Source organism: Actinosynnema sp. ALI-1.44 (assembly GCF_001984155.1).
In the GTDB taxonomy this organism is placed as follows: domain Bacteria; phylum Actinomycetota; class Actinomycetes; order Mycobacteriales; family Pseudonocardiaceae; genus Kibdelosporangium.
Map to the genome: position 1 here is coordinate 743,217 of NZ_MTQO01000053.1, position 16,079 is coordinate 759,295.

The following is a 16,079-nucleotide window of genomic DNA, read 5'->3' on the forward strand; positions in this document are numbered from 1 at the left end:
GAAGCCCGAGTGATTCCGCTGCGCAGCCCCGGACAACGTCGTCGGATGAACCGATCTGTGCCGTCCCCGGTGGACAGTCGCCCACCGGTCGACCCCACCCCGTTGCGTCCCGCACCGGAGCCGACCGGCGTGCAGCAGCAGCTCGCCAACGCCATCGGTTTCCTGCGCAAGCGGCTGACCGGGGACTACGCGGTCGACGAGTTCGGATTCGACGAGCAGCTCACCGAGAACGTCATCCTGCCGCCGCTGCGGATGATCTACGAGAAGTGGTTCCGGGTCGAGGCGATCGGCACCGAGAACCTGCCCGCCGACGGCGGCGCGCTGATCGTGTCGAACCACTCCGGCACGTTGCCGCTGGACTCGGTGATGACCGGCATCGCCGTGCACGACAACACGTCGCCGAACCGCTACCTGCGGATGCTCGGCGCCGACCTGGTGTTCCAGGTGCCGGTGCTCGGCGCGCTGGCCCGCAAGACCGGCCAGACGCTGGCGTGCGGCGCGGACGCGGAGCGGCTGCTCACGGCGGGTGAGCTGGTCGGCGTGTGGCCGGAGGGCTTCAAGGGCGTCGGCAAGTCGTTCAAGGACCGGTACAAGCTGCAGCGGTTCGGCCGGGGCGGGTTCGTCTCGGCGGCGCTGCGCACGGGCGTGCCGATCATCCCGGTGTCGGTGGTGGGCGCCGAGGAGATCTACCCGAAGATCGGGGACATCAAGCCGCTGGCGAGGCTGCTGGGGTTCCCGTACTTCCCGGTCACGCCGACGTTCCCGTTGCTCGGCCCGCTCGGCGCCGTGCCGCTGCCGTCGAAGTGGTACATCGAGTTCGGCGAGCCGATCAGGACCGACCGGCACGACCCGGCCGACGCCGACGACCCGATGATCGTGTTCAACCTGTCCGACCAGGTGCGGGAGACCATCCAGCAGACGCTGTACCGGCGGCTCGGACAGCGGCCGGGCATCTTCAGGGGCTAAAAGGGATCCCGGACGCGTAACTGTCGGTCGTTCCGATTCGTTGTCCGGGTGTGGACAGCGGACCGAGTAGGGACCAGGCCGAGCGTTTCGCCCGTGCGCTGGAAGCCGACGCTGTCGACCCCGAGTTCGCCGCCGAGCTCGCGATCGTCGCCGCACTGGAAAACCTCGACGTAGGCCCGGACGAGCAGGCCCGCGAGCGCATGCTCGCCAAGGCGACGCCGCCACCGGCCGGTTCACGCCGGAGCCGGTTTCTCGTCGCCGCGGCCGCGGCGCTGGTGTTGGTGTTCGCGCTGGCCGGGATGAGCCTGCTGTTGTCACGTGACGCCCTGCCGGGCGACACGTTGTACGGCATCAAGCGGACGGCGGAGGCCGCGTCGCTGGGCCTGACGTTCGGTGACGCGTCGAGAGCGCTCAAGCACCTGGAGTTCGCCAACGCCAGGGTCGACGAGGTGGAGACGCTGGCACAGCGCCACACTGATCCGGCGGAGGCGCCGGTCGGCGGGCATCTGACGGCGTTGACCGACTTCGACGCCGACGCCTCGGAGGCGTCACGCCAGCTGATCGCGCTCGCGACACGCGGTGACGTGCAGCAACTCGATTCGCTGCGCACATGGGCAACGCAGCAGAACACGCGGCTGGGCGCGGTCAACCCACGGCTGCCGGAACAGGTGCAGGCGCGGGTGGCGGCATCACGGCAGCTTCTCGACAGGATCACTGACAGGTCGGCCACGCTGCTCGGGCGGGCGAACTGCTACCAGATCACCACGGGCAACTCGGACGACGTGGGCGCGCTGCCCGCCACCGGTGCCTGCCACCGCGACACCGCGAGCACCATCACATCGGGTGTTCCGACCGTGCCTCCGTCCACCGTGCCGCCGCGTGTGCGGGCCACGTACACGTCACCACCGCCCGTCGCGCCCGAGCCGACGCCGCCCGCCGCCACCGCACCGGCGTTGCCCCTGGTACCGCAGCCTCCGCTGCCCACACCGAGCACACAACGGCCGCCTTCGCCGACGCCTCCGCAGCTGCCCGTTCCGATCCTCGAACTTCCCCCACTGCTGCCCGGACTCCCGGCGATCCGCGTCGGGTAGCTGTGTCGCGGTCAGTACCCTGTGTCGATGGGGGTAACTCGCGATTTTCCCGGAGGCTCGGTGGTGACCCGCAGGCGCGACAAGGAACAGCACCCGGAGCTCGAGCGGCTGGCCGCGCTCGCCGGTGCGGCCTCCGCCGAGGCCGCGGTCGCGATGGAGACCGAGGCACCGCCGGTGACCGGCCCGCCCGATCTGACGGCGGCGGCGTTCTTCGACGTGGACAACACCATGATGATGGGCGCGTCGATCTTCCACTTCGCGCGGGGAATGGCGGCGAGGAAGTTCTTCACCACGGGTGACCTGGCGAAATTCGCGCTGGAACAGGCCAAATTCCGCCTGTTGGGCAGCGAGAGCAAAGAAGGCATCCGCAAGAGCAGGGAAACGGGTCTCGGCTTCATCGCCGGTCACGGCGTCGACGAGATGCGCGCCCACGGCGAGGAGATCTACGACGAGCTGATGGCCGACAAGATCTGGTCGGGCACGAGAGCGCTCGCCCAGATGCACATGGACGCGGGGCAGCGGGTCTGGCTGGTCACGGCGACCCCGGTGGACCTGGCGGTGATCATCGCGAAACGCCTGGGCCTGACCGGTGCGCTGGGAACGGTCCTCGGCAGCGAGAACGGCGTCTACACGGGCAAGCTCGTCGGCGACCTGCTGCACGGCCGCGCGAAAGCACACGCGGTCCGGGCACTGGCCGCACGGGAAGGCCTGGACCTGCGCCGCTGCACGGCGTATTCGGACTCGGTGAACGACGTGCCGATGCTCTCGGTCGTGGGAACCGCGGTGGCGATCAACCCGGACGGCGAACTGCGCGACGAGGCGAAAAGACGCGGCTGGGAGATCCGCGATTTCCGCACCGGCAGGAAAGCCGCGAAAATCGGTGTCCCGTCGGTACTGGGCGCGGGCGCGATAGCGGGTGCGATAGCCGCGGGCATGGCCTACCGCCGCCGCCTGTCCTGACGTTCCGCACCGTGGCCCGAACTGTCACACCCCGCCCATACCGTGGTTGACCGGGGGCACTGAAAACGGAATGTCACACCCCTGTGGTAAAGCCGCCATGGGGTGAATGAGTCGATTACCGCAGGCCGGTCGGCAGCAGTTGGGCCAGCCGCCGCACAGCCCGGTGCTGCAGTGCCTTGATCGCGCCTTCGTTGCGGTGCATCAGCTTGGCCGTCTCGGCGACCGAGAGGCCCTGCAGGAACCGCAGCGCGATGCATTCCCGCTGGTCGTCGCCGAGTTGTTCGATGCACTTGAGCAGTTCGGTGTTGGTGATCTTGGACAGCACCTGTTGTTCGGGCCCGGCCTGCACGGTCCGGTCGTCGTCGACTTCCGCCTTGGTCACCTCGAGGCGGAACCGGCTCGACTTGACGTGGTCGAGCACCAGGTTGCGGGCGATCGTCACCAGCCACGCGCCCACGTCCCGGCCCTGGTAGGTGACGGACGTGATCCGGCGCAGCGCTCTGAGGAACGTCTCGCTCGTGACGTCCTCCGCGAGTTCTCGGTCACCGACTCGGATCAGGACATACCGGTAGACAACGTCGACGTAGCGCCCGTACAGCTTGCCGAACGCCGAGGTGTCGCCGCGCTGAGCACTGTGGACCAGGTCCCAGGCCTGGCGGTGCTCCGCGTCCGGCTCCTGTTCCGCGCCGGCATCCGGCCGTGCCGCGGCGCGGGAACGCGCCTGCCACGACGGTGAAGGCATCGGTACTCCCTCGTCGGTTCTCCGGGCGACCGCACCGCCGCACCAGAGCCAACCGCAGCATACGTGTTGTTACTGCAAAGTAGGTAGCGGGTCGAGCTACTGAGGATGAGACAAGATGGGAGCAGCTGTATGACGGGAGTGGGGCATGCCACACTCCGTGTCGCGATGTTGCCCCGATCGAAGTGAGGTTCGCATGCCAGAGGCGCCGCGGAACGTGTCCGACCTGGTCGCCATCGCGGCCGAGCAGGCCCCGGACCACCTCGCGTTCGCCGAAGTGGCCACTGACCAGGCGTTGAGCTGGGCGAAGCTGGACCGCGCGGTCAACGCGGAGGCCCGCCGCCTGCTCGACGCGGGCATCGAGCCCGGTGACCGCGTCGCCATCCAGCTGCCCACCGGCATCGGTTTCGTCGTCGCGCTCTTCGGCGCGTTGCGGGCAGGTGCGACCGCCGTGCCGATGGCCGCCGAGCTGCCCGAGCGCGAACGCGACCGCGTGATCGGCAGCAGTGAACCCAAGATCGTTATCGACGCGAATCCGGATCTTGACGCGACGGCGGAGGCCGTCCGCTCGGCGCCGGGCGGCGAGGACATCGCCCTGCTCTGCTACACCTCGGGTACGGCGGGCACGCCACGTGGCGCCATGCTGTCGCACCGGGCGCTGCTGGCGAACGTGCAGCAGTGCGCGGCGCTCAGGCCCGCGCCGGTGACGTCCACCGACCGCGTCCTGCTCGCGGTTCCGCTTTTCCACGCGTACGGCCTCGGGCCCGGCTTGTTCCAGGTCGCCTCCGCCGCGGCCAGTGCGGTGCTGATGGACCACTTCAGCGTCGAACCCGCGCTGCAGGCGTGCGAGGACTTCCGGATCACCGCGATCGTCGGCGTGCCGCCGATGTACCAGGCGTTCGCGCAGGTCCCGGCCGAGCGCCTGTCGTCGGCCCTGTCGACCCTGCGGCTGCTGACGTCGGGCGCCGCGCCGCTGGACCCCGGCGTGCTCAGGGCGATGTACCAGGCCACGGGCCTGAACGTCTACGAGGGCTACGGCCTCACCGAGACCGGACCGGTGCTCACCTGGACCCTCGTCGGCGGCGTCGCCAAACCGGGGTCGGTCGGCCGCCCGCTGCCCGGCGTCGAACTGCGCCTGGTCGACAGCGACGGCACGCCCGGCGGCGGTGACGACGATGACGACGACGACGAGGACGCGGGTGTCGTGTCGGTCCGCGGCGCCAACCTGTTCAGCGGCTACTGGCCGGACGGCGCACACGGCCCGGACGCCGAGGGCTGGTTCCGCACCGGTGACGTCGGCTACCTGGACGGCGACGGCGACCTGCACCTGGTCGACCGCGCCAACGACCTGATCATCGTCAACGGCTTCAACGTCTACCCGCACGAGGTCGAGCAGGTGCTCGCCGAACTGTCCGAGGTCGTCGAAGCGGCCGCGGTCGGCGTCCCCGACGAGCGCACAGGCGAGCGGGTCAAGGCGGTTCTGGTTCTGCGCGACGGCGCCGGGCTGACCGAGGACCAGGTCCGCGACCACTGCGCCACGCGGCTGGCGAAGTTCAAGGTCCCCGGTCTCGTCGAGTTCGTCAGCGCGCTGCCGCACTCGATCACCGGCAAGCTGCGGCGCGCCTCGCTGCGCAAGGCGGATAGCGTGTAGCCGTGGCACATGTGACCGTGATGACCAGGGAAGGCTGTCACGCCTGCGAGATCGCCGAGGCGGACATCGCACGCATCTGCGGTGACCTCGGCGTCCCCTGGTCGGCGGAGGACGTCGACGAGGACCCGGAGCTGCGCGCCGAGTACGGCGACCGGGTCCCCGTCATCCTGATCGACGGAACGGAACACGGGTACTGGAAAGTCGAGGAGCCGCGCCTGCGCGCGGCCCTCGGAACGTAACGGAGTTCTTACCGCTGGGTCCGCGACGTGCGATCCACCGGTCGGAGGGCGTCGAATAGAGGGTGTGGAGACCTCTGACGACAGGCTGTCCGCCGGACGCGCGATCTGGGCGGGAGTCCTCGGTGTCGTCGCGGCTGTTGCCGTGGGGCATCTCGTGGCCGGCCTGCTCGACGCCAACGCCTCGCCCCTGCTCGCGGTCGGCAACACCGCGATCGACCTGACCCCCGCCGCGGTGAAGGACTGGGCCATCGCGACGTTCGGCACAGCGGACAAGGCGGTGCTGCTGACCGGCATGGCCGTGGTGTTGTTGGGCGTAGCCGCGTTGGCCGGACTCATGTCACGGCAGAGCCCGGCGCCGGGGACGGTGCTGGCTGTCGTGGTCGGCGCGCTCGGTCTGATCGCGGTCATGGTCCGGCCGGACCTCGGCCAGTTGTCGATCCTCGCGCCGCTCGCGAGCCTGTTCGCGGGCGTCGGGGTGTTCCGGCTGATGCACCGCCTCGCCCGGCCACCGGTGGAGTCGGCCGACCGCCGGAGGTTCCTGCGGGCATCCGCAGGTGTGGTCGCCGGTGTCGGCGTGGCCGGCCTCGGCGGCCAACTCCTGGGCGACCGGACCGACGTGGAGGGCTCACGCGCGGCGGTGGGAGCGCTGACACCGGCCCAGCCCGCCTCGCCGCTGCCGCCAAGTGCGGATTTCCTCCCGAGAACACCGCGCTTCATCACGTCCAACCGGGACTTCTACCGGATCGACACGGCACTGAGCGTGCCGAAGGTACGCGCGGAGGACTGGGCACTGCGCATCCACGGCGCGGTGGACAGGGAACTGACCCTGCGGTACGCGGACATCCGCCAGATGCCCCTCGTCGAACGGACCGTGACGCTCGCGTGCGTGTCCAACGAGGTCGGCGGCGACCTGATCTCGACGTCGAACTTCATCGGAGTGCCACTGAAGGACATCCTCCAGAACGCGGGCGTGAAACCCGGCGCGGACCAACTGTTCTCCACCAGCGCCGACGGCTGGACGTGCGGCACCCCGGTCGCCGACATCATGGACCGGGGCCTGCTCGCCATCGGCATGAACGGCGAACCGCTGCCCGTCGAGCACGGCTTCCCGGCGCGAATGGTCGTCCCAGGCCTCTACGGCTACGTCTCGGCGACGAAGTGGGTGGTGGACATGGAGTTCAACCGGTTCGCCGACAAGCAGGCCTACTGGCTCAACCGAGGCTGGTCCCAGCGCGGCCCGATCAAAACCCAGTCCCGCATCGACACACCGAAAGGCGCGGTGAAAGCGGGAAGGGTCACCATCGCGGGCGTCGCATGGGCCCAGACACGCGGAATCGCCAAGGTGGAAGTCCGCGTGGATGGAAAGGACTGGCTCCCGGCGAGGCTGGCGACCGAGGTGAACCTGAACACGTGGCGAATGTGGGAACTCGACGTCGACCTGGCACGGGGTGAGCGAACGGTGGAATGCCGCGCGACCGACCGAACCGGATACACACAGACGGATGCGATAGCCCTCCCTGCTCCTGATGGCGCCACGGGTTGGCACAGCGTGAGCCTGAGCGTGGAGTGATGTCCGGCTACCCCATCGGGTGATTGCGGTGTGCGGGCGCCACCGCCGCCCCACCCTGTCCACAACTCATCAGTAACCCCTTTGACCAGGCGTTATCCTCGGTAGACTGGAGCAGGGCTGTCCCCCCGGGTTGGGTGGGGGACTGTGGGTGGGCGGGCTTCCTGGAACGGAATTCGCATGGGGTGGCGGGCGGGGCGTGTCACCTAGGTGTGGGTGGCCCAAGAATCGATTTCTAGCTGAAGTCCGTCAACTCACATTCCGTCCACGGCGTGCACGGGGGATGCTGGATGGGTGTGGGCTGCCGGCCTCCTTCCGATCGGACGTGGTGTGAGCCGCGTCAAGCCCGGTTCCAGCGACTTTGTGCATTCGTTCACAAGTGGCTACCGTAAGCACATCGCCCCGGACGCCTTCCAGTCTCCGGTGGTTGTGCGAACAGTCCGGGTTTCGGTGAGGAGTAGCAGCGTGGCGGCAGCGCGTGGGCAGCGTGGCGGTGACCGGGATGTTCCTGCCGCACCCAACGCAGCCGAAGTCACCATGCCGATCCCGCCCATCTCGGACGCTCCCATGCAGCGCGCTCGTGCCATTCCCGAGGCCGCTGTCGCTCGACTGGCCGTCTACCTGCGTGTTCTCTCCGGCATGGCTGAGCAGGGCATCGTCACGCTTTCCAGCGAGGAGCTCGCCGCTGCCGCCGGTGTGAACTCCGCCAAGCTCCGCAAGGACCTTTCGTACATCGGTTCGTACGGCACTCGGGGCGTCGGGTACGAGGTCAGCGTGCTGGTGGACCAGATCGAGCGCATCTTGGGTCTCACTCGCAGCCACAGCGTCGCGGTCGTCGGAATCGGTAACCTCGGACATGCGCTCGCCAACTACGGCGGGTTTCCGAGCAGGGGGTTCCCAGTGGCCGCGCTCTTCGACGTCGACCCCGATCTCGTCGGCGTACCCGTCGGCGGCCTCCCGGTGTCCCACATCGACGACATTCCCCGGATCTGCACCGAGCGGGAGATCTCCATCGGCGTGATCGCCACTCCTCCCGCCGCCGCGCAGGCCGTCTGCGACCGCCTGGTCGCCGGTGGTGTCGCCAGCATCGTGAACTTCGCTCCTGTTGTCCTCCAGGTTCCCGACCACGTCGAGGTCCGCAAGGTCGACCTCGCCGTCGAGTTGCAGATCCTGTCGTTCCACGTCGCGCGCAGGGCGGACAGCATGAACGTCAACGGGTCGGCGTTGGGCAACGTCGACGGGGTGGTGATCGGGCGATGAGTGTCCTCGCGGTTGGCGTGTCGCACCGCACCGCGGACGTGGACCTGCTCGAGCGGGTCGCGGTCCCGGCCGAGCGGGTCGACAAGGTCCTCGCCGACCTCCTCCAGTGCTCGACTGTCTCCGAGGCGATCCTCGTCTCGACCTGCAACCGGGTCGAGGTCTACGCCGTCGTCGAGGCGTTCCACGGTGGCCTGTCCGACGTCGTCGAGGTTCTCTCCCGGCATTCCGGTCAGCCCGTCTCCTCGCTCTACCGGCACCTGTACGTCCACTACGCGGGCGCCGCTGTCGAGCACCTCTTCACCGTCACCGCGGGCCTTGACTCCATGGTCGTCGGTGAGGCGCAGATCCTCGGCCAGGTTCGTACCGCCTACAACGTCGCGCGGGAGCAGGGCACGGTTGGTCGTGTTCTGCACGAGTTGACGCAGAAGGCCTTGCGCGTCGGCAAGCGGGCGCACTCGGAGACCGATCTCGACCAGGCCGGTGGCTCCGTCGTCTCGGAAGCCCTGTCGGACGCCGAGAACGTCCTCGGCGGGCTCGCCGGGCGGACGGCGCTCGTCGTCGGCGCCGGTTCGATGGGTGGTCTCGCCGTCGCGGCCCTGCGCCGCGCGGAGATCGGCTCGGTCGTCATCGCGAACCGCTCGCGTGCCAACGGTTCCCGCCTCGCGAACACGCTCGCCGAAGACGGAATCCCCGCCAGCGCCGTCGGTCTCGAGGACCTCGCCGGTCACATCGCCGCCGCGGATCTGGTCGTCTCGTGCACCGGGGCGATCACGGCGGTCATCCGCCAGACGCACATTCTCAAGCGCGACAAGCCTTTGGTCATCTGCGACCTCGGCCTGCCGCGCGACGTCGAGCACGGCGTCGGTGACATCGCCGATGTCACCGTCGTCGATCTGGAGAGCCTGCAGCGGCGGCTCGCGGACGCGCCCAGCGGCCAGGGCGCCGCCAGGGCCGGGCAGATCGTCGCCGAGGAAGTGCAGGCGTACCTCGCCGCGCAGCGTTCCGCCGAGGTCACCCCGACCGTCACCGCGTTGCGCCGCCGTGCCGCCGAGGTCGTCGACGCCGAACTGCTCCGGCTCGACTCCAAACTCCCCGAACTGGATGGCGTGGTGCGCGAGGAACTCGCGCGGACAGTCCGGCGGGTTGTCGACAAACTGCTGCACACTCCCACTGTCCGGGTCAAGCAACTCGCCGCGAACCCCGCGGGCGCCGGGTACGCCGACGCGCTGCGTGAGCTGTTCGCGCTCGACCCCGCGAAGCCGGACGCCATCACGAAGTCCCATGTGGACGGTGAAATCTGACATGAAGCGGACCATCAGGATCGGAACCCGCGGCAGCGCGTTGGCGCTGACGCAGACCACAATGGTCGCCGACGCGCTTGAGCGCGATGGCGACGTGAACGTCGAGCTCGTCACCGTGAGCACGCCCGGTGACCGCTCGTCGAAGCCGATCGCCGAGATCGGCGTCGGTGTGTTCACGTCGGCCCTTCGCGACGCGCTCGCCGACGACGAGGTGGACGTCGCTGTCCACTCCTACAAGGACTTGCCCACCGCACCGGACTCTCGGCTCGCGCTCGCGGCTGTGCCGCAACGCGAGGACCCGAGGGACGCGTTGGTGGCGCGGGACGGGCTGACGCTCGGCGAGCTGCCGCCCGGATCGACCGTTGGCACGGGTTCCCCGCGCCGAGCCGCCCAGCTGGAAGCGCTGGGCCTCGGGCTGCGGATCGTCGGCCTGCGGGGCAATGTGGACACTCGGGTGCGCAAGGTCACCGACGGCGAACTGGATGCGGTCGTCCTTGCCAAGGCCGGTCTTTCCAGGCTCGGCCGCCTCGACGTGATCACCGAGGTGCTCGAACCGATCCAGATGCTGCCCGCCCCCGCGCAGGGTGCGCTCGCGGTCGAGTGCCGTGTCGACGACGTGGACGTCGAACACCTTCTTCGCTCCATTGTGGACGATCAAGCCACCAGGGCTGCTGTAGCCGCTGAGCGGGCCATGCTGGCCAAGCTCGAAGCGGGCTGCAACGCGCCCGTTGGCGCACTGGCCGATGTCGTGGAGGACCTCGACGACGACGGGCGCGTGGTGATGCGCCTGTCGTTGCGCGGTGTCGCTGCGGTGTACGCGAAGGACGACAGCGGCAACCCCGTTGTCGTCGACCTGATTCGCGCTTCGGCCACTGGTGACCTGACCGCTGCCGAGCAGCTTGGCCGTGACCTGGCCGCGGAACTGCTCGACCTCGGCGCCGGAGTGCTCTCCGGCCCCGAGAGCCGTAGTTGATGGGAAGTGCCCTGAAATGACGACCAATGCACGTAAGGCCCCTGGCCGCGTCGCATTCGTAGGCTCCGGCCCCGGCGACGCCGGGCTGCTGACGGTTCGCGCACGCGAGCTGATCGAGCGTGCCGAGCTCGTGGTGACCGACCCGGACGTACCGGCGGGTGTGCTGGCGTACGCCAAGGCGGACGCGGAGGTGCGGCCCGCTGTCGGCCAGCCCGCCGATGTCGCCAAGGACCTCGCCAACGAGGCGAAGGCCGGCCGTTCGGTGGTCCGCCTCGTCTCCGGTGACCCGTTGACGCAGTCCGCCGTGGTCGCCGAGACCCAGGCGGTCGCCAAGAGCACCGCCTCGTACGACGTGATCCCCGGTGTGCCCGCGGGCACGGCGGTCCCGGCGTACGCCGGTGTCGCGCTCGGCTCGCAACACACCGAAGTGGACGTTCGCGGAACTGTGGACTGGGCCGGTCTCGCCGGTGTGCAGGGCCCGCTCGTCCTGCACGCCAGCGCGAGCCACCTCGCCGAAGCCGCGTCCTCCTTGGTCGAGCACGGTCTCGCGCCGCAGACCCCGGTCGCCGTCACCTCCGACGGCACGGGTTCGTCGCAGCGCACGATCGACACCACGCTCGCTTCCCTTGCCGCGGACGCGGGTGAGCTCGTCGGGCACCTCGTCGTCACTGTGGGGCAAGAGGTCGCCGCCCGCTCCAAGCTGTCGTGGTGGGAGTCCCGCGCGCTCTACGGCTGGAAGGTCCTCGTGCCGCGCACGAAGGACCAGGCGCAGGAGATGAGCGAGCGGCTGCGCATCCACGGCGCGATCCCGTCCGAGGTGCCGACGATCTCCGTCGAGCCGCCGCGCAGCCCCGCGCAGATGGAGCGGTCGGTCAAGGGCCTGGTGGACGGTCGCTACCAGTGGGTCGTCTTCACGTCCACCAACGCCGTCCGCGCTGTGTGGGAGAAGTTCTCCGAGTTCGGTCTGGACGCTCGCGCGTTCTCCGGCGTGAAGATCGCCTGTGTCGGTGAGTCGACGGCGGCCCGCGTGCGGTCGTTCGGCATCATCCCCGAGCTGATCCCGTCGGGTGAGCAGTCCAGTGAGGGCCTGCTCGCGGACTTCCCGCCGTACGACGACATCCTCGACCCGGTCGACCGGGTTCTGTTGCCACGGGCCGACATCGCCACCGAGACGCTGGCGGCCGGTCTGCGCGACCGCGGCTGGGAGATCGACGACGTGACGGCGTACCGCACGGTGCGCGCCGCGCCGCCGCCCGCCGAGACCCGCGAGATGATCAAGACCGGCGGCTTCGACGCGGTCTGCTTCACCTCGTCGTCCACGGTCCGCAACCTCGTGGGTATCGCGGGAAAGCCGCACGCTCGCACGCTCGTCGCCTGCATCGGCCCGAAGACCGCGGAGACCGCGCGTGAGTTCGGTCTGCGCGTGGACGTGCAGCCCGAGGTCCCGCAGATCCCGGCGCTGGTCGACGCGCTCGCCGAGCACGCCGCCCGGCTCCGCGCCGAGGGCGCGCTGCCTCCGCCGCGCAAGACGAAGCGGGCTCGTCGCTGATGTTCCCGAGTCATCGTCCCCGCCGGTTGCGCCGCACCGCGGCGCTCCGGCGGATGGTGAGCGAGACGACGATCCGGCCGGACCAGTTGATCCTGCCGATGTTCGTCAAGGAAGGGCTGACCGAGCCCGTCGCGCTGGCCTCGATGCCCGGTGTGGTCCAGCACAGCCGTGACTCGCTGCGCAAAGCCGCGGTCGAGGCCGTGCAGGCCGGTGTCGGCGGCCTGATGCTGTTCGGTGTGCCGGAGAAGCACGACGCGGTCGGCTCGGGCGGGACGGACCCTGACGGGATCCTGAACGTCGCCCTGCGTGACGTCCGGGCCGAGGTCGGCGACAGCGCGGTGATCATGTCGGACCTGTGCCTCGACGAGTTCACCGACCACGGCCACTGCGGTGTGCTCGACGCGCACGGCAACGTGGACAACGACGCGACGCTGGAGATCTACGCCGAGATGGCGCTGGCCCAGGCACGCGCGGGTGCGCACGTGCTCGGACCGAGCGGCATGATGGACGGCCAGGTCGGCGTGATCCGTGCCGCGCTCGACGACGCGGGTCTCCAGGACATCGGCATCCTCGCCTACTCGTCCAAGTACGCGTCGGCGTTCTTCGGGCCGTTCCGCGACGCGGTGGACTCGCAGCTCAAGGGCGACCGCAAGGCCTACCAGCAGGACCCGGGCAACGTCAGGGAGTCGCTGCGCGAGGTGCAGCTGGACCTGGCCGAGGGCGCGGACATGGTGATGGTCAAGCCCGCCCTGGCCTACCTGGACGTGATCAGGGCGACCGCGGAGATCTCGGACGTGCCGGTGGCGGCCTACCAGGTCTCCGGCGAGTACTCGATGATCGAGGCGGCGGCCGCGAACGGCTGGCTGGACCGGCGCCGCACGATCATGGAAGTGCTCACGTCGATCCGCCGCGCCGGTGCCGACGTGGTGCTCACGTACTGGGCGGTCGAGGTCGCGGGCTGGCTGCGCGAGGGCTGAGGGTACCGTTCGCCTTGTGACGACGAGTTCAGGCAAATCGGGCCCGGTGCCGACGGTGGCGCCGCGGATCGTCAATAGCGCGTTCTGGCTGGCCATCGTCGGTTTGAGCATCATCGTGCTGGTTTCGGTGATCGCACTCGCCGCCAAGGAGCAGACGATCACGCTCACCATCGAGGCCCAGGCCCAGAAACCTCCGGACCAGCGGTTCTCCCCGGAGCAGATCCGCGGCGGGATCACCCTCGGCGTCTGGCTGAACCTGGGGTTCTCGGTCGTGCTCGGTCTGCTGGCCGCCTACTTCGTCCGCGAGGTACGCGCCGGTGACCGCAGGTCGCGGACCAGGTTCACAGTGGTGGCGGGCCTGATCACGGTCATGCTGTTCTTCCTGGGGAGCCTGCTCGCGCTGGTCGGTCTGCTGTGTGTCCTCGTGGCCGTCGGGTTGTTGTTCTCCGCCACCTCGACCCGCTTCCTGAACGAGTAGTAGGGGCTTGCGCCGTGTCTGATCCGCTGTTCCCCGCGCCGAAGTACCCGGTGCCCGACCAGCCGAAGCCGGAGAAACCCCCGGTGCCGAAGGAAGTGAACATCGCCTTCGCGGTCTGGGTGTTCAGCGCGGTGGCGTCCGCGATCGTGCAGGCCGTGCGGGACGCGGACGTGTTCGTCGACCAGTTCATGAGGCAGTACGCGAACCAGCCCGCGGCGCAGCAGTTGCCGCAGGGCACGGTGAAGACGATGTTCTACATCGCGCTGGTCGTCGTCGGGCTGCTGATGTTGTTCTTCGCGTGGAAGATGCGGTCCGGCCGCAACTGGGCGCGGATCCTGCTCACCGCGCTCGCCGTGTTCGGCCTGGTCGCCACGGTCGGCCTGACCGACTGGCTCACGCTGGCGTCGGTGGTGGTCACCGCGACCGGGCTGGTGTACATGTACATGCCCGCGTCCAACGCGTACTTCCGCAGCTTCCGGAAGGTGCCACCCGCACGATGACGGCGCCGGTCTTCTACTCCGAACCCGGCTCCACGTGGTGGCCGGTGCTGTGGGGACCGGTTTTCGCGCTCGTCGGCGCGCTCGTGGAGTGGTTGACCGGGCCCGTGCACGTACTGGCGTGGGTGATCGTCACCTTCCTGTTCGCGGGCGGCGCCGCGGTGTGGGTGCAGGCCAGGCGCCGGATCTGCTCGGTCGAGCTGACCCACCTGACGTTGCGGCAGGGCCGTGAGGAACTGCCGCTCGAGCGGATCGCGGCGGCGGACGAGGAGGTCGGGACGCCGATGGCGGCCCGTGTCCTCGGTGGTGGGCTCGCCGTGCCCCGCAAGTTCGAGTCGGTGCCGTTGAAGCTGACCGACGGCACGTCGGTGCTCGCGTGGGCCAAGGACGGCGAGGCTCTCCGGGCTGCTCTGCGCGATCGGATCGAGTCGTGAGAAGCTGCATGGCGTGACCGCCCAGCCGAAGACCGCATCCGAGCAGGAGCCGGAACTTCCGCCGCTGCCGCCGGTGCGCGCCAAGCTGAACCAGCCGAAGCGAGCCCTCGTCGCCGCCGCGGAGCTGCTGGTCGCGGCGGGGCTGGTCTGGCTGGCGTTCTGGTTGTGGCCGATGAGCGTCGCGACCATCACCACGGTGTTCGACGACGGCCGTCCGCCGCTCGTGTCGCACCGCTACTTCGGGCACTGGATGTCGTTGTCCATCTTGTCCGGGACGGTCGCGGCCGTGCTGATCGTCGACGCCGTCCGCCAGCTGATGCTGGCCGCCAGGGCCCGTCCCAAGCACCAGGCCTGAAGACAGGGCCTCACGCTCCCAGCCAACTCCCAGGTCCCTTCCAGCTGACTGGGATCTGCCGCGTCGAGCATTGCCGCCATGGGACGCGGACGCCGTGCGTGGCTGATCAACGGGGCTCGTCGGGCCTGGAGAACGCCGACGACACGGCGATCGCCCCGCTGACCGCGGTGCAGAACTCGTTGACCGGCTACGGCCAGGTCAACCAGATCCTCGTCCAGGCAACGAGTTCCGACTCGATGTCGGCGGCGCAGGCTGAGATCACGGCGATCCTGACCGCGCGGCACCGGATCTCCGCGAACCAGCCCGCGGACTTCCGGGTGCTGAGCCAGGAGCAGTTGCTGGCGACCAGGACGACGGCGACCGAGACGTTCACCGTGCTGCTGGCGTCGGTCGCGGCGATCTCGTTGCTGGTCGGCGGGATCGGCGTCACGAACATCATGGTCGCGCGGCGTCGCTGCGCCCCATCGAAGCCCTACGACCCGACTAGGAGAAACACAGCGATGAGCCAGCAGAACCCCGAGCACGTGACAGCGACCCCGGTGGCTGGATCGGACGACCTCGACAAGGAACTGACCCAGGCCAAACGCGGCCTGTCCAAGCTGACGATCGGCCTCGGTGTGGTGGCACTGGCCCTGGTGGCGTTCTTCGGCGGGGTCTGGACCCACTCGGCGGTCGCGGGATCGCCGACAGCGGCGCCGCAGCAACCCCAACGCCCCGGCGGCGGCGGTGGCCGGATCATCACCGGGCCGGGCCAGGGGCCGGGTGACGGCCAGGGACAAGGGCCGGGCGGCGGCCAGGGAGGGGGCGGTTTGCGTGGCGGGACGGCTGGCACGGTGGATCGTGTGGAGGGCAACACGATCTACGTGAAGCAGCCGGACGGAACCGAGGTCAAGGTGACCACTTCGGACTCGACCAAGGTGGAGACGACCACGGCGGGCAAGCTGTCCGACGTCACACCCGGCTCGTCCGTCGTGGTCCAGGGGCAGCGCGGCGAGGACGGTGTGACCGCGAACACCATCACCAAACGCCCCACGCCCTGAAG

Annotated in this window: 17 protein-coding genes; 16 read left to right on the top strand and 1 reads right to left on the bottom strand. The window is 69.4% G+C overall.

The window, feature by feature from the left end; translation table 11 throughout:
- Window positions 1-45 precede the first annotated feature (45 nt).
- Genes ALI144C_RS45580 through ALI144C_RS45590 form a run of 3 tightly spaced genes read left to right on the top strand, consistent with a single transcriptional unit; the run spans window position 46 to window position 3,017 of the window.
- Window positions 46-966 (top strand): lysophospholipid acyltransferase family protein, encoded by a 921-nt coding sequence (locus ALI144C_RS45580; protein ID WP_237774626.1) that lies wholly within the window; start codon window positions 46-48, stop codon window positions 964-966.
- Window positions 967-1,016: 50 nt separating this feature from the next.
- Window positions 1,017-2,057 (top strand): DUF5667 domain-containing protein, encoded by a 1,041-nt coding sequence (locus tag ALI144C_RS45585; RefSeq protein ID WP_083753954.1) that lies wholly within the window; start codon window positions 1,017-1,019, stop codon window positions 2,055-2,057.
- 27 nt (window positions 2,058-2,084) lie between these two features.
- Window positions 2,085-3,017, top strand: coding sequence for an HAD family hydrolase (locus ALI144C_RS45590; RefSeq protein ID WP_076993771.1), 933 nt, complete (start codon window positions 2,085-2,087; stop codon window positions 3,015-3,017).
- Between the two features lie 115 nt (window positions 3,018-3,132).
- On the opposite strand, the gene ALI144C_RS45595 is transcribed toward ALI144C_RS45590, so the two are convergent.
- Entirely contained in the window at window positions 3,133-3,759 is a 627-nt protein-coding gene (locus ALI144C_RS45595; protein ID WP_076993462.1) for a sigma-70 family RNA polymerase sigma factor, read from the bottom strand.
- 193 nt (window positions 3,760-3,952) lie between these two features.
- On the opposite strand from ALI144C_RS45595, the gene ALI144C_RS45600 reads away from it, so the two are divergent.
- From ALI144C_RS45600 to ALI144C_RS58150, 13 genes are all read left to right on the top strand, one after another.
- On the top strand, window positions 3,953-5,407 hold the full coding sequence (locus ALI144C_RS45600; protein ID WP_076993463.1) for an AMP-binding protein: 1,455 nt from the start codon (window positions 3,953-3,955) through the stop codon (window positions 5,405-5,407).
- A 2-nt stretch (window positions 5,408-5,409) separates the two neighbouring features.
- Complete coding sequence (locus ALI144C_RS45605; protein ID WP_143231255.1) at window positions 5,410-5,646, top strand: glutaredoxin family protein; 237 nt, start codon at window positions 5,410-5,412, stop codon at window positions 5,644-5,646.
- Window positions 5,647-5,710: 64 nt separating this feature from the next.
- The gene (locus tag ALI144C_RS45610) at window positions 5,711-7,216 is read left to right on the top strand and encodes a molybdopterin-dependent oxidoreductase (protein ID WP_076993464.1); all 1,506 of its coding nucleotides are present in this window, start codon (window positions 5,711-5,713) and stop codon (window positions 7,214-7,216) included.
- A 462-nt stretch (window positions 7,217-7,678) separates the two neighbouring features.
- Complete coding sequence (locus tag ALI144C_RS45615) at window positions 7,679-8,473, top strand: redox-sensing transcriptional repressor Rex (protein WP_076993465.1); 795 nt, start codon at window positions 7,679-7,681, stop codon at window positions 8,471-8,473.
- Window positions 8,470-9,774 (top strand): glutamyl-tRNA reductase, encoded by a 1,305-nt coding sequence (locus tag ALI144C_RS45620; RefSeq protein WP_076993466.1) that lies wholly within the window; start codon window positions 8,470-8,472, stop codon window positions 9,772-9,774. The genes ALI144C_RS45615 and ALI144C_RS45620 overlap by 4 nt, the downstream gene beginning before the upstream one ends.
- A gap of 1 nt (window position 9,775) precedes the next feature.
- Window positions 9,776-10,747: a hydroxymethylbilane synthase gene (gene hemC / locus ALI144C_RS45625; protein WP_076993467.1), complete on the top strand. Its 972-nt coding sequence runs from the start codon at window positions 9,776-9,778 to the stop codon at window positions 10,745-10,747.
- A gap of 16 nt (window positions 10,748-10,763) precedes the next feature.
- Entirely contained in the window at window positions 10,764-12,296 is a 1,533-nt protein-coding gene (locus ALI144C_RS45630) for a uroporphyrinogen-III synthase (protein ID WP_076993468.1), read from the top strand.
- A complete protein-coding gene (gene hemB / locus ALI144C_RS45635; RefSeq protein WP_076993469.1) occupies window positions 12,296-13,273 on the top strand; it encodes a porphobilinogen synthase in 978 nt (325 codons plus the stop codon). Before ALI144C_RS45630 ends, hemB begins: the two co-directional genes overlap by 1 nt.
- A 16-nt stretch (window positions 13,274-13,289) precedes the next feature.
- A complete protein-coding gene (locus ALI144C_RS45640) occupies window positions 13,290-13,751 on the top strand; it encodes a hypothetical protein (RefSeq protein ID WP_143231256.1) in 462 nt (153 codons plus the stop codon).
- A gap of 14 nt (window positions 13,752-13,765) precedes the next feature.
- Window positions 13,766-14,251, top strand: coding sequence for a hypothetical protein (locus ALI144C_RS45645; RefSeq protein ID WP_076993471.1), 486 nt, complete (start codon window positions 13,766-13,768; stop codon window positions 14,249-14,251).
- A complete protein-coding gene (locus ALI144C_RS45650; RefSeq protein ID WP_076993472.1) occupies window positions 14,248-14,682 on the top strand; it encodes a hypothetical protein in 435 nt (144 codons plus the stop codon). Before ALI144C_RS45645 ends, ALI144C_RS45650 begins: the two co-directional genes overlap by 4 nt.
- A gap of 13 nt (window positions 14,683-14,695) precedes the next feature.
- The gene (locus ALI144C_RS45655; RefSeq protein WP_076993473.1) at window positions 14,696-15,037 is read left to right on the top strand and encodes a hypothetical protein; all 342 of its coding nucleotides are present in this window, start codon (window positions 14,696-14,698) and stop codon (window positions 15,035-15,037) included.
- Between the two features lie 98 nt (window positions 15,038-15,135).
- A complete protein-coding gene (locus ALI144C_RS58150) occupies window positions 15,136-16,077 on the top strand; it encodes an ABC transporter permease (RefSeq protein ID WP_237774627.1) in 942 nt (313 codons plus the stop codon).
- Window positions 16,078-16,079 lie beyond the last annotated feature (2 nt).